Origin of the sequence: Kribbella sp. NPDC000426 (genome assembly GCF_040300265.1) — a bacterium.
Taxonomy (GTDB): domain Bacteria; phylum Actinomycetota; class Actinomycetes; order Propionibacteriales; family Kribbellaceae; genus Kribbella.
The window spans coordinates 1,181,573-1,194,907 of sequence record NZ_JBEPDK010000002.1 but is presented as its reverse complement, the minus strand read 5'-3'; the positions used below and the strand labels follow the sequence as shown (position 1 = coordinate 1,194,907).

The following is a 13,335-nucleotide window of genomic DNA, read 5'->3' as shown; positions in this document are numbered from 1 at the left end:
CTGAGGCGGACCCGGAGGAGGAAGCTCCGCCCGGACGTCCCTCCAGAAGGGTGGAGCCCAAAGGGGCCCGGGGCGCGCGAGCGCCCCGGGCTCTCTGCGTCGGCGAATGGCTACTGAACGTTGCGGAACCACACCCGGACCCGCGATCATGAATCGCGATTCCTGGGAGGGTTCAGTGGGGTTTTGGGTGCAGGTCGGGCTGGTGGACGACGATCCGGAGTTTGCCGATCGGGGGATACGGCAGCTGCGGCGGGAGCTGGGTGAGTTCGACACCCGCGACGTACGGACAGTCGCGCCCGAGGGCAGCAAGGGCGACGCCGCCGTCGTCGGTCAGGTTGCGATCGCGTTGGGCGGCGCCGGCGGGATGGTGTCGGTGCTGGTCACGATTCTCAAGGACTGGCTGGTACGCCGGAGTCCGCAGCAACGCGTGACGTTGACGATCGGTGCTGACTCGATCGAGGTGGACGCGGCGACGCCCGAGGAGAAGGAACGGTTGATCGAAGCGTTCCTCCGCAAGCACGAAGCAGGCTGAACCGTGGGGCGTCGACGGGCGTTGCTGGTGGCGACGTACGAGTACGACGACGCCGGCCTGCGCCAACTCACCACACCGGCACAGGACGCGGAGGCGCTGGCCGACGTACTCGGGGATCCCGCGATCGCCGGGTTCGAGGTGCAGGTGCTGATCAACGAACCGACGAGTCGTGTCGGCGAGGCGATCGGCGAGTTCTACGCGTCGGCCGACCGCGACGACCTGACCCTGCTGTACTTCAGCGGCCACGGTCTGAAGGACGACAACGGCCGGCTCTACCTGGCGATGAAGAACACCAAGCGCGAGCGTCTGCGGTTCAGCGCGCTCCCGGCGCACATGGTCGACGAAGCCGTCGCGGAGAGCGTCGCACGGCAGAAGATCCTCATCCTCGACTGCTGCTACAGCGGTGCGTACGCCGTGCAACAGCTCGCCAAAGCGGATTCGGCCGTGCATACGAAGACCGAGCTCGGCGGGCGCGGACGAATCGTGCTGACGGCAACGGACTCCACGCAGTACGCGTTCGAAGGCAGTGAGATCCACGGCGAGGCGGCGCAGTCGGTGTTCACGCGCCACGTGGTGGAGGGCTTGCGCAGCGGCGCGGCCGATCTGGATGCGGACGGCGACATCACCGCGGACGAGCTGTATCGGTACGTGTACGACGCCGTCGTCGCCGAGCAGCCGAGCCAGCGCCCGAAACAGTTCGCGGACGTCGAGGGCCGTACCGTCATCGCCGCGAACGTCGGGTGGTCGCTGCCGGCGCGAATCACTGCGGGTCTGGAAAGCCCGCTCCAGCAGCTTCGGCAGGCCGGGCTCCAGGAGCTCGGGCAGTTGCTCCAGGCAAATAATGAGCAGGTCCGGCAGACGGCGCGGGCCAAGCTCGAGGAGCTGACGGACGACGACAGCAGGACGATCTCCGCGACCGCGCAGGCGTACCTCGACGCGCCGCCAAGCGCCCGGCTACCGCCGGCAGCACCAGCACCGACACAGACACCGGTCAGGTCGGAGCCAAAGGTACGACGGATCGTTGCCGGGCCGACGTTCGGCGGCGCGGCGAAGGCGACCGTACGGCGTTGGCGCGACCGCCTGTACCGACCGCCGGTGGACTGGCTGATCTTCGTCCTGACGACGGCGGCCGCGGCCCTCGCAATCGCGGCCGCGGTGTTGCGCCCGACGTGGTACACGATCGCTGTCGCCGCCGTCCTCGGCGTTGCGATGCCGGCGCAGTTGAGGCTTCGCGAGGCGGGAACTGCGTTCGTGGCGGGCCTGTCAGTGCCGGGCCTGTTGAGCGCCGCTCTGCTGACGAGTTGGCTGACGAATCTCATCCCAGCCGGCCCGCACGGCGGTCCCGCGTACCTCGACGCGGCCGCCCACGTCGCGTGGCTTGCGGCCGGCATCCTCAGCTTCGTCAGCTGGCGACCGGAACGGCCTCATCCTGAGGTCCGGCTTGTGCTCATCGGCGTCGTCGCGGCGATCCTCATCCTCCTCATCGTGGTCGACGAGTACCGCAGCGGACCGCACCTGCTCAAGCCAGACACGATCCAGCGCTTGAGTCCAGCCGTCCTCGGCATTCTCGGTGCCGAGCTGGCGATCGCGGGTCCGCTGCTCAACTTCAGCAGGCCGTTCCTCGCGGGCTGGGTGCTCGGCGGATTCGTCGTCTGGATCGGCCTCTTCCACGGCCCCGGCGGCTCACTTGCGTATGTCTTGGTCGCCGTCTGGTTGGTCCTCGGCATCGTCGACGTCATCCGTCCGGCGAGCGGCAACCTCCCGACAACACGCCGGTTCATGGCGGCGACCCTGCTCGCCCCCGCCGTACTCGGTGGTGTCGCGATCGCCGTCGTACCGCCCGCTCCCAAAGCGCCGACCGCGATCGGTCTTGCCGTCAGTCCTGACGACCAGTTCCTGTACGCCGCCGACATCGGCAACGGGCGGATCATCAAGCTGAGTACGACGACCCGCAAGCAAGTCGGCGACGCGCTCCGGGTAGGCGTCCAACCGAGCCGGCTCGCACTCTCGCCCGACGGCGCGAAGCTGTACGTCTCGAACACGGGCTCCGGCACGATCTCGGTGATCGACGTGGCCGCGTGGAAGGTGGTCGGTCAGCCGATCCCTGTCGCGCCCGACTCCACCGAGTTGACGCTGAGCGCCACGGCCCACCGTCTCTACACGCTCAGCAGGAAGTCCCAGACGATCACCGAGGTCGACACCGAGACGATGCAGACGGTCGGCGGTCCACTCGCCAGCGGACCCAACCCGGCCGATATAGCGGTCGACGAGAAGGGCGAGCGGCTGTACGTCGCGGGCGGGTCGAGCAGCGTCGCGGTGATCGACACGAAGACCCGTCAGCCCGCGCGCACCCCGATCAAGCTCGATTCCGAACCGCAGGATCTCACGCCCGGCCCGGACGGAATGCTGTACGCGATCGGCAGTACGACGTACGCCGTCATCAACACGGCCGTGGAAACGACCCGGCCGACGCCGCAGGCGCTGCCGGACGGGTCCCGGACAGGGGCCTCGGACGGCAAGAAGCTCTATATCCTCGGCACCGACACCAGCATGGACGTGGTCAGGGTCGTTGACCTGGGCAACCACCAGGTGGTCGGGTCGCTCACCGACGACCTGGGGGCGGCGGTCGAGCTGGTCGTCAGCGCGGACGGCCAGCGGATCTACATCAGCAACTTCTTCCAGGACGGCATTCTCGTGCTCGACACCGCCGGGCCGAAGGTGATCGGCAAGATCGAACTCCACACGTGAGAAGGCCGGCCCGCGAGTTGCGGGCCGGCCTGCAACACTCACAGGTTGCCGAAGAACTTCCGTAGGTCGGCGGTGACGTCGTTCGGGCATTCGAGGGTGGCGAAGTGGCCGCCCTGATCGAAGGTGGACCAGTGGACGATGTTGGTGTTGTCGCGCTCGGCCAGCGGGCGGATCGTCTTGAAGTCGTCAGCGAAGACCGCTACGCCGGTCGGAGCGTGGTTGACCTGCGCCTCAGTGCCGGCATGAGCCTCCTCGTAGTGGTAGCGGCCGGCCGCGGCCGAGCTGTTGGTGAACCAGTACAGCGAGACCTCGGTGAGGATCTGCTCGTGGCTGACCAGGCTGGTGCCGTTGCCGAAGTTGTTGAAGAGTTCGTTCCAGGCCAGCTGGCCGACGGGGGAGTCGGAGATGCCGACGGCAACGGTCTGTGGGCGGGTCGAGTTGATCGCGTTGTACCCGCCGACCGACTGGAACCACTTCAGGTGCTCGAGCGCCGCGTAGTCCGCCGGCGTGAACTTCTCGAACTCGGCCGGGTCGCCCGACGGGAACGAGAACAGCTGCAGGACATGCAGCCCGAGGAAGCCGTCGGGGTTGAGTACGCCGAGTTCACGCGAGATCATCGCGCCCCCGTCGGACCCGTGCGCGCCGTACGACTCGTAGCCCAGCCGCTGCATCAACTTGTCGTACGTCCGCGCGACTCGCGCCATCGTCCAGCCGCGGTCGACCAGGGGTGTGCTGAACGCGAAGCCCGGCATCGACGGGACCACCACGGAGAAGGCGTCTTCGTCCGATCCGCCGTACGACGAAGGGTCGGTCAGCGGGCCGATCATGTCCAGGAAGTCGACGAACGAACCCGGGTACGTGTGCAGCAGGAGCAGCGGCGTGGCGCCCTCGACCGCGGACGGTACGTGGATGAAGTGGATGGTCTGGCCGTCGATCTCGGTGAGGTAGTGCGGGAACTCGTTCATCCGCGCTTCCTGCTCGCGCCAGTCGAACGTGTGCTGCCACTGGTCGACCATCTCGCGGAGGTAGTGGTTCGGGGTGCCGAGGTCCCAGTCGTCGCCGGGAGCGGGCTCGGGCAGCCGGGTGCGCGCAAGGCGGGCCTGCAGGTCGTCCAGGTCGGCCTGGTCGATCTTGACGGTGAAGGACTGGATGCTCTCGTTTGTGCTCATGGGTTTACCGTAGAATCCGTATAGGAACATTAGATTCCTAATTAGGAGATTGATTTGCTGGAGACTTCGCAGCGCCTCCTCAGCCTGCTCGCGCTGTTGCAGACGCGGCCGGCCTGGACCGGCACGGAGCTGGCCGAGCGGCTCGAGGTGACGACGCGGACGATCCGCAACGACATCGATCGGCTCCGCGAGCTCGGGTACCCGGTCGACGCGACCCGCGGTCCGGCTGGTCACTACCAGCTCGGTATCGGCGCGAAGCTTCCGCCGCTGCTGCTCGACGACGAGGAGGCGGTCGCCGTCGCGGTCGGACTGCGCACCGGCGCCGGTGTGATGGGGATGGGGGAGAGCAGTGCGCGAGCGTTGACGAAGCTCGAGCAGGTCCTCCCACACCGTCTACAGCGTCAGGTCAACGCGATCCACCGGGCGATGGAGAAGGGCCCCGACAACACCGGTTCGAACGTGGCGGATCCCGAGATCGATCCCGCCGTACTCGCGACGATCGCAGCCTGCATCCGCGACGAGCACTACCTCCGCTTCGAGTACGCCGTCGCCCCAGGTAGCCCGACCCGCGGCGCGGGCTCCGGCGTCGTACAGGACCTGCCGATCCTGGTCGAGCCGTATCGGCTGGTGAGCTGGCAGCGCTACTGGTACCTGGTCGCGCGGGACGAGCAGTCGGAGTGGCGGACGTACCGGGTCGACTGGATGCAGTTGCGGATGGCAACAGGTCGCCGCTACCAGCCGCATCCGATGCCAGGCGACGACTACACCGATTTCGTACTGCGCGACGTCGCGACCACCGGCTGGAAGGTCCACGCCCGGATCACCGTCGACGCCCCCGCCCAGGAAGTCCTGTCCCGCATCCACGCCGCCGTCGGTATCGTCGAATCCGTCGACGACAACACCTGCGTCCTCGTCACCGGCGCCGACTCCCTCGAAATCGTCGCCGTCTACATCGGCATGCTCGGCCTCGACTTCCACGTCGACGGCCCACCCGCCCTCCTCACCCACCTCCGCACCATCGGCAACCGCTACCTGAACGCGCTTCCCGTACCGAAGAACGGGTAGTGGTCGACTGTTCGGCGGTCAAGCGCGATGCGGCGGGCGGGGGAGCGGGGCGAGGTGGGCACCACTACCCGTCCTTCGGTACGGCGCCGGTGCCGAGGCCGGCGTTGCGGGCCTGGATTATGGCGGTGGAGCGGTCGGCTATGCCTAGTTTGGTGAAGATGGTGGAGACGTTGTTGGCGACGGTTTTGGAGGCCAGGGACAGGCGGTCGGCGATGGCGGGGTTGGAGAGGCCGGCGGCGATCAGGTCGAGGATCTGGCGTTCGCGGGTGGTGAGTTCGGGGAACGGGTCGTCGGCGGGTGGTGGGGCGGAGAAGAAGGTGAGGACGCGGCGGGCGACGCCGGGGCCGAAGATGGCCTCGCCGGCGGCGACGGCGCGGATGGCGCGGGCTATCTCCTCTTGTTCGGCGCCTTTGACCAGGTAGCCGCGGGCGCCGGCGCGCATGGCGGCGAAGACCGAGTCGTCGTCCTCGAACATGGTGAGCACGAGTACGGCGGTGTCGGGCGCGGATCGGGCCAGTTCACGGGTGGCGGCGAAGCCGTCGAGGTCGGGCATCTGGAGGTCGAGTACGGCGACGTCTGGGTGACTGGTGATGACCTCGCGGACCGCCTCGCGGCCGGTGGAGGCGACACCGACGACCTCGATGCCCGGGAGCGAGGTGAGGAGGGCTGCCAGACCGGCCCGGACCACCGGATGGTCGTCGGCCAGCACCACACGGATCGTCATCGCGGCTCCAGCGGGGCCATCGTCGTCGTGGCGAGGGGGAAGCGGGCGTGGACCAGGCCGCCGGTCGGGGTCGGGCCGGCGGTGAAGGTGCCGCCGAGTTCGGTGGCGCGCTCGCGCATTGCCTGCAGACCGACGCCGGGACGCCACCCGCCGTTCGGCGGGCCGTCGTCGGTCACCTCGATCTCCAGGTCGCTGCCGCAACGGAGGGCGAGTACTGCGGAGGTCGCGCGCGAGTGCCGCACGACGTTCGTGAGCGCCTCGGTCGCGATCCGGTACGCCGCGACCTCGAGCGCAGCCGGCAACGTCGGCAACCCGTTGGCGGAGACCGCGACCTGGATCGTTGCGCCGTCCGCGCGGAACGACAACTGATCGGCCCGCTGCCGCAACGCGCCTACGAGTCCGAGCTCGTCCAGCGCGGGAGGCCGCAGGTCGTCGACAAGTCGACGGATGTCGCCGATGGCGGTCCGCGTGTCTGCACGCAACCGCGTGAGGAGCTCGACAGCCTGCAAGCCGCCGGACGCAGAGGCCCGCAAGGGGTCGGGGGAGGAGGGGGGCGGCGAGGCATCGGGCGAAAGGGCTTGCGGGGCGTCGGAGCCCGGGGAGATCAGGTTGGCGACGGCGTCTGCTGAGAAGGCTATGCCGGTGAGGGTGGGGCCTAGCCCGTCGTGGAGGTCGCGGCGGAGCCGGCGGCGTTCCTCTTCGCGGGCCGAGATGAGCTTCTCGCGGGAGGACTGGAGCTCGGCGGACAACCGTGTCGCGTGCACCGCAACAGCGAGTGGCACGGCGACGAGACCGAGGACGTTACGGTCCGCGGACGACAGTCCGGACTCGCCGGACCGCACCCCGATATCGAGCGATCCGACAACCTCTCCGCCGTACGAAAGCTCCAGCGGTACGACGGATCCCGGCGTACCGTCGGCGGCGATCACCTCGCCGTCGACGGTCAGCGCGGCGTACGGCAGACGTAGCGCCGAGCGGATCGCGGCGACGACGCCGGGGAGGCCCGCGGACAACTGTTCGCCGACGCGTGACGCGACCCGCGCCGGGTCGTGCCGATCGCCGTACAGGGCCCGATCGACGAGCTGCTGCAAACGAGGAAGCACCGGCGCGATGATCAACGCGACGAAGACCGTGACCGCCGCGGACCGCCCGACCTGCGACGCGATCAGCGAGTCGAGCAACGCCGCCAGCACGGCGTAGATGCCAATGGCAACCAACGACAACAGGGCCCAGGTCAGCGCCCGCGAGATCACCAACCGGATGTCGAGCAGCTGGTAGCGAACGATTGCCACCGCCACCGAGATGGGGATCAGCGGAATCGCCAGTAACACAAGGATCGGCGTCCCCGCGACGAACGCCCACGGCGTCACGAACAGGATCGCGATCACCGATGCCAGCAGCAACCACAAGAGTTGCCGTCGGCCCGTTTCGTTCGCACGCCGATAACGGATCGTCAAGCAGACGACCGCCAGCAGGATCGCGAGCAGGTTGCGCAGCTCGGCCACGGTCCACAGCGGCTGCAGCGAGTGGTACGACGGGATCGCGAGGTACCCGTGTGGAAGCCCGGGCGAGATCGGATCGCCGCTGCCGACCATCTCCACCACGAACAGCGGGGCGGTCGCGACCACCCCGATCGCCGCCCAGCGCCAGCGCGGCGACAGCAGCCGGCCGGTCGGGAACAGCAGGAGCGCCAATGGCAGGAACAGCCCGATCGACCACGGCCACGCGGCGATGGAGATCGTGACGAACACGCGTTGCGCGGCGATCGAGGCGCCGTTGTCGGCGAGGTACTGCGCGAACGCGGCGGCGAGCGGTGTCGTCGCATGGCCGATCCCGTCCGCGAGGAAGAGCCAGCCGATCGGGTTCGACGGTCGATGCCACGCGATGACGGCGCCGCAGAGACCGAACGTCAGCGCCATCAGACCGTTGGTGACCATGAACGAGTCGACCATCTCGTGCCAGCCCCAGCCGATCGCGAGCAGATAGCCGACGGCGACCGCGACCTCCGCGACCACGAAGCCGCCGAGCAGGCCGACCAGGCCCCGTCTGCTCGCCATTGTGCTGGTCATACCCGAAGTGTGCGCCAAAAGGGTTCCCGGCGTCTCGGGATCGGAATCCCGGTCGGAGCGGGGAACCGCCTGAGCCCTAGGGAGCGCACGCCCAGGCGCCGCCCTCGCCCGGCGAGCAACGGTTGGGCAGTCGGAAACACCTGATGAGGGGGTAATGAGATGAACAAGTTCGGGTTGGTTCTGCTCGGACTGCTGGGCGTGGCGGATCTGGCCACGCCGCTGACGACGGACGGGGATCACCCGCCAATGAGCATCGCCATCGGTTCCGCGGTGATCGGGCTGCTCAGCCTGGTGCTGGTGGGACTCGCGTGGCGCGGGAAGCGGTGGGCGCTCGCTCCGCTGATCACCCTGCGGATCGCGTCCGCGCTGCTGGCGGTGCCGGCCTTCTTCGCGTCCGACGTACCCGCTGCCGCGGTTGCCGCCGCAGGCGTTGGTGTCGGAATGACGATCGTCGGCGTGGTTGCGGTGCTGTTGCCGCGGCGTGAGCTGGCAGGTGCGCGATGACGCAGACCGTGACACCCACGACGCACGCAGACATCCGCCCGCTGTGGCGATGGACAGCCGCCCTGATTCTTCCGATCGGCCCGGCGGCGGTCGCGTTGCTGCGCTACTTCCTGCCCTACAACACGACTGACGACGTTCCAACAATCGTCAATAAGATTGTCGACAATCTTGAGCGCAGTTCGTTCGTGCTGTGGCTCGGCTACATCGCGTTCCTGACCCTGGTGCCCGGCGTGTACTTCGTCGGCCGGCTGACGCGTCGCAGTACGCCGTGGCTGACCGCGGTCGCGGTGGTCCTGATGATCGCGGGTTACTTGTCCCTGCCCTGGACCGCGTCGAGCGATGTCTTCACCTGGTCCGCGGGTACGGCGGGACTCGATCCGGCGTCGATCGCGAAGGCCGCCGACGTCACGCACGGCTCGATGAACACGGCCGGCTTCGTCTTCGTGATCGGTCACGTGCTCGGCACGATCCTGCTCGGCGTCGCGATGTGGCGCTCCCACGTCGGTCCGCGCTGGGCTGCGGTCGCGGTGCTGGTCTCGCAGCCGATCCACTTCGTGGCCGCGGTCATCGTCAGCAGTCACACGCTCGACCTGATCGGCTGGGGCCTGGAGGCCGCCGGATTCGCCGCGGTGGGGTGGGCGATTCTCCGGATGCGCGACGACGAGTGGCAGCCCCTTCCATAAGAGGATGGCCATGAGCCCGGCCCGCACTACGCTCGGCCTACTGAAGGGGGAGATCAGCATGACCGATACCGACGTGCCGGGCGGGGCGGGTTTCGTCACCGAGCGCGGCAGTTTCCGGGCCGCGCACGTGGCCGAGCAGAACATCGACCGTCAGGCGTTAATCCTGGACCAGATGGCGACCCGGCCCGCCGTACGCACGTTGAAGTCGTGGGCACTGGACCAGCTCGCGCCGACCCCGGGGGAGACGGCGGTCGACGTCGGCTCGGGCACCGGCGAGGACGTGGTCGCGCTGCACGCGTCGGGCGCGCACGCGATCGGTGTCGAGCCGAGCCCGGGTCTGCGGGCCGAGGCAGTACGGCGGGCAGTCGGCGCGGACGTCGAGTACGTCGACGGCCACGCCGAGGCGCTGCCCTTCGAGGACGAGTCGGTCGACGTACTGCGCTCGGAGCGGGTCCTGCAACACGTCGACGATCCGGCGGCGGTCGTGAAGGAGATGGCGCGCGTACTGCGGCCCGGCGGCCGGATCGTGCTCATCGATACCGACTGGGGTACGGCGATCATCCACCCGGCCGATCCCGACGTACTGCAGCGGATGGTCGGCTTCTTCCTCCGCGAATCCGCCAACCCGTACTCCGGCCGCCAGCTGCGCGGTCTCCTGGCCGACGCCGGCCTCGAGATCACCGGCGAGACGGCCGCGACGTGGCTCGAGCCGCAGGAGGGCGCCCGCCAAGGATTCGTCGGCATGATGCATCTGACCTCGTTGCAGGCCGGCGTGATCACGGCCGAGGAGGCGGAAGCGTTCGCGCAGACTCTCGGTGAAGCAGCCGATCGCGACGCGTTCCACATGTCGTTGACGATGTACGCCGTCAGCGCGATCAAACCCCGTGCTGTTTGAAGAAGGTGACCGTCCTGGCCATCGAGGTCGGCCAGGCCGGGCCGAACGCGTGCTCCTCGCCGGGATAGGTGAACAACGTCGCGTTCTTCCCGGCCGCCTTCAGCGCGGCGACACTCTCGCGCGACCAGGCGATCGGACAGGTCGAGTCGGATTCGCCGTGGTGGATCAGCACCGGTTCGGTCACACGGTCGAAGAAGTTCACCGCGGACAGGTTCCGCCAGAAGGCCGGATTGCGTGACGGTTCGCCGTACCGGCGCAGGAGTTGGGCGGCGAGCGGGCGCTCCGGCCGGGTCCAGCGGTTGAAGTTGTCGGCGGCATCCGAGCTGACCGGCGCGAACACCACTGCGGCTTTCACCAACCCTGGTTGGGCAACGAGGGTGTTGTACGTGACCCCGCCGCCCATCGATCGGCCGAGCATCCCAATCCGCGCGGGATCGACGTACTGCGAGGTCTTCAGCGCGAGAACCGCGTTGATGGCGTCCTCGGTGTAGCCGAGGCGCAAGGTGAGTTCCGCGTTCGGGTCCTTCGAGGACTCCGCGTGGTTGCGGTAATCGGTGTGTAGGACGACGTACCCGCGGCGGGCGAGGTAGTCCTGTTCGCGCATCAGTCCGCGGCCGTTGGTGTAGACGGCGGGATCGATGTAGCCGTGGTTCAGGACGAGCGCGGGATGCGGTCCCGGTGTGGACGGGACGTTCATGATCCCGGAGATTGTCAACAATCCGCTTCGATAGCTGACGTGATAGCGGGTGTACGCCGGATTCCGCGCGAGCACGCGCTCAAGCTTCAGCGCCCCGCCGTTGTACTTCTTCGTCATCAATGCCTGCAACGACACGGGATCCGCCGGAGCGGGCCGCGGAGAAGGCAACGGCGTCGGCGGCGGAGTTGAGACGGATGGCGTGGTGGGCGTCGGGGAGGTCGCGGTTGCGGGCGGCGCAGGGGGTACCGCGTCATCGGTGGTGCAACCGAGCGCGGCCGTCGTCACGCATGCGACGACTCCCGCCCACGCCATCCGGCTCATACCGTCAAGTCTGCCGTTGCCTTCGGCGAAGTCCGCGAAAGTTCCGGCAACGATTGCCGGCCCGGCCGCCACTGCACGATCACTACGGCGGACAGCACCAGCGCCCCGCCGATCCATTGGGTGGCGCTGAGCTGTTCCCCGAACACCAGCGCCGCCGCGCCCACCGTCACTACCGGCTCGAAGATCGACAGGATCGACGCGACCGACGGGCCGACCCGCGTCATCCCCGCGAAGAAGAACAGAATCGCGGCGACCGTGCTGATCAACGCCACCGCTGCCAGCCAGAGCCAGCCGACCGGCGCGAAGCCGAGCTCGATGCCTCGGAACAGTCCGAGAACAAGAAAGGTGCCGAAGGCCCCTGTGCAGACCAGCGCGGTCAACGCCAGCGGCGGTACGTCGGCCGTCAGCGAATCGCCGACGAGGATGTAGCCGGTGTAAACGATTGGTGCGCCCAACGCCAGCAGCACACCCAGCAGGTCGAACTGCCCGGCAAGCGCCCCGCTCAGCACCAACCCGATCCCGATCAGCGCGATCGCCAACGCCCAGACCCGTCGCCGCGACGCCTGCTCCCGGCGCAGTGCGATCGCCGCAACCATCACCAGGATCGGATACAGGTACAGGATCAGCGCGACCAGCGAAGCGTCCAGCCGGGCGAGCGCCGAGAAGTACAGACCGGACTGCGCCGCATAGCCGAACACACCCATGCCCAGCCCGGTCAGCACAGCACGTCGCGGCAGATTGCGGAGTGAGCCGCGGGCGAGCGCAATGATCAGCAGAAGGCCGCCGGCGAGGCCGAAGCGGACCAGCAACAGTGCATCGACCGACACACCCGCGTCGTACGCGAGCTTGCCGAACACGGCCATGACCCCGAAGGCGGCGGCGGAAAGAAGGCAGAAGAGGCGTCCCACGACATCGATGGTCGGACCAGTAGACCGTTCACGTCTATCACGGCTTCACGGACAGCATTGTGAAGCTAAGCTGAACGAATGATGGATCTGCACCGGTTGCGTCTGCTGCGCGAGGTTCACGGTCGCGGCACCGTCCACGGCGCGGCCCGAGCACTCGGGTACTCACCCAGCGCGATCTCCCAGCAGCTGGCCGTCCTGGAGCGCGAGGCCGGTACGCCGCTGCTCGAACGGGTCGGCCGCAACGTCAGACTCACCGCGGCCGGCCAAGTCCTGGTCCGGCACGCGACCACACTGCTCGACGGTGTCGAGGCAGCCGAGGCCGAGTTGGCTGCGGTCGCCGCGGGCCGGGTCGCCGGCGTCGTACGGATCGGCGCGTTCCAGTCCGCTTTCATCCGCGTCGTCGCACCGGCGATCCGCAGCCTCGCTGCCGCGCACCCGGACATCCGCGTCGAGGCAGCCGAGCTCGAGGTCGAACAGGCCGCGCCCGCCCTCCGGTTGCAGCAGCTGGACGTGATGGTCGGTGACGAGTACGACGGCCAGCCCCGCGCCGTACACACGGATCTCCTCCGTGAGCCTTTGCTCCGCGAGCACATCCGCGTCGTACTCCCCGAGGATCATCCCGCTGCCGCGGCCGATCGGGTCCCGATCGCCGAGCTCGCCGACCTGCCTTGGGCGGCTTGCCAGCCAGGCACCGGTCATCGCGAGATGCACGTCCGCGTGTGCCGCGAGCTCGGTGGGTTCGAGCCCGACCTTCGCTACAGCTCCGACGACTTCTTGATCCTGCTCGAACTCGTCCGTACGACGGGAGCCGGCGCACTGCTGCCGGATCTGGTGATCGGCCAGGGCGCGCCCGGTGTCGCCGTACGACTGCCCGCAGAAGGAGCTGTCGGACGAGCGGTCTTCCTGCTGACCCGACGGACCAGAACGCCTGCTGTCGCAGCGGTAGCGGACGCGTTGACGGAGGCGGCCAGCCACGCCACGCCCGACTGGTGAAACCAGACCTTGCCAGACTTGCGTTCT

At 68.4% G+C, this 13,335-nt stretch carries 12 protein-coding genes; 7 read left to right on the top strand and 5 right to left on the bottom strand.

All coding sequences use genetic code 11. The annotated features are described in order from the left end of the window. Positions 1 to 175: 175 nt before the first annotated feature. Together ABT313_RS13375 and ABT313_RS13370 are read left to right on the top strand one after the other, a co-directional pair. Complete coding sequence (locus ABT313_RS13375) at positions 176 to 532, top strand: effector-associated constant component EACC1 (protein WP_350851884.1); 357 nt, start codon at positions 176 to 178, stop codon at positions 530 to 532. Positions 533 to 535: 3 nt separating this feature from the next. Next, positions 536 to 3,280: a caspase, EACC1-associated type gene (locus ABT313_RS13370; protein ID WP_350851882.1), complete on the top strand. Its 2,745-nt coding sequence runs from the start codon at positions 536 to 538 to the stop codon at positions 3,278 to 3,280. A 38-nt stretch (positions 3,281 to 3,318) separates the two neighbouring features. Here the strand turns inward: ABT313_RS13370 and ABT313_RS13365 are convergent, their stop codons facing one another. After that, positions 3,319 to 4,449, bottom strand: a complete 1,131-nt coding sequence (locus ABT313_RS13365) for an epoxide hydrolase family protein (protein WP_350851880.1) — start codon at positions 4,447 to 4,449, stop codon at positions 3,319 to 3,321. Between the two features lie 54 nt (positions 4,450 to 4,503). Between ABT313_RS13365 and ABT313_RS13360 the strand changes: the two genes are divergently transcribed. Next, positions 4,504 to 5,514, top strand: coding sequence for a helix-turn-helix transcriptional regulator (locus tag ABT313_RS13360; protein ID WP_350851878.1), 1,011 nt, complete (start codon positions 4,504 to 4,506; stop codon positions 5,512 to 5,514). Positions 5,515 to 5,578: 64 nt separating this feature from the next. On the opposite strand, the gene ABT313_RS13355 is transcribed toward ABT313_RS13360, so the two are convergent. After that, the gene (locus ABT313_RS13355; RefSeq protein ID WP_350851876.1) at positions 5,579 to 6,238 is read right to left on the bottom strand and encodes a response regulator; all 660 of its coding nucleotides are present in this window, start codon (positions 6,236 to 6,238) and stop codon (positions 5,579 to 5,581) included. After that, positions 6,235 to 8,307, bottom strand: a complete 2,073-nt coding sequence (locus ABT313_RS13350) for a sensor histidine kinase (protein WP_350851874.1) — start codon at positions 8,305 to 8,307, stop codon at positions 6,235 to 6,237. Before ABT313_RS13350 ends, ABT313_RS13355 begins: the two co-directional genes overlap by 4 nt. Before the next feature lie 159 nt (positions 8,308 to 8,466). Between ABT313_RS13350 and ABT313_RS13345 the strand changes: the two genes are divergently transcribed. The 3 genes from ABT313_RS13345 to ABT313_RS13335 are packed head-to-tail and all read left to right on the top strand — an operon-like array spanning position 8,467 to position 10,389. Beyond that, positions 8,467 to 8,811, top strand: coding sequence for a hypothetical protein (locus ABT313_RS13345; RefSeq protein WP_350851872.1), 345 nt, complete (start codon positions 8,467 to 8,469; stop codon positions 8,809 to 8,811). Next, the gene (locus tag ABT313_RS13340) at positions 8,808 to 9,494 is read left to right on the top strand and encodes a hypothetical protein (protein WP_350851870.1); all 687 of its coding nucleotides are present in this window, start codon (positions 8,808 to 8,810) and stop codon (positions 9,492 to 9,494) included. Before ABT313_RS13345 ends, ABT313_RS13340 begins: the two co-directional genes overlap by 4 nt. Positions 9,495 to 9,552: 58 nt before the next feature. Next, a complete protein-coding gene (locus ABT313_RS13335; RefSeq protein ID WP_350851868.1) occupies positions 9,553 to 10,389 on the top strand; it encodes a methyltransferase domain-containing protein in 837 nt (278 codons plus the stop codon). On the opposite strand, the gene ABT313_RS13330 is transcribed toward ABT313_RS13335, so the two are convergent. Both ABT313_RS13330 and ABT313_RS13325 read right to left on the bottom strand, forming a co-directional pair. Then, complete coding sequence (locus tag ABT313_RS13330; RefSeq protein WP_350851866.1) at positions 10,370 to 11,203, bottom strand: alpha/beta hydrolase family protein; 834 nt, start codon at positions 11,201 to 11,203, stop codon at positions 10,370 to 10,372. The genes ABT313_RS13335 and ABT313_RS13330 overlap by 20 nt on opposite strands. A gap of 200 nt (positions 11,204 to 11,403) precedes the next feature. Continuing rightward, a complete protein-coding gene (locus tag ABT313_RS13325) occupies positions 11,404 to 12,315 on the bottom strand; it encodes a DMT family transporter (RefSeq protein WP_350851864.1) in 912 nt (303 codons plus the stop codon). Positions 12,316 to 12,393: 78 nt separating this feature from the next. On the opposite strand from ABT313_RS13325, the gene ABT313_RS13320 reads away from it, so the two are divergent. Then, positions 12,394 to 13,308 carry a LysR family transcriptional regulator gene (locus tag ABT313_RS13320; protein ID WP_350851862.1) on the top strand — a complete coding sequence of 305 codons (915 nt, stop codon included), beginning with the start codon at positions 12,394 to 12,396 and terminating at the stop codon, positions 13,306 to 13,308. Positions 13,309 to 13,335: the final 27 nt, after the last annotated feature.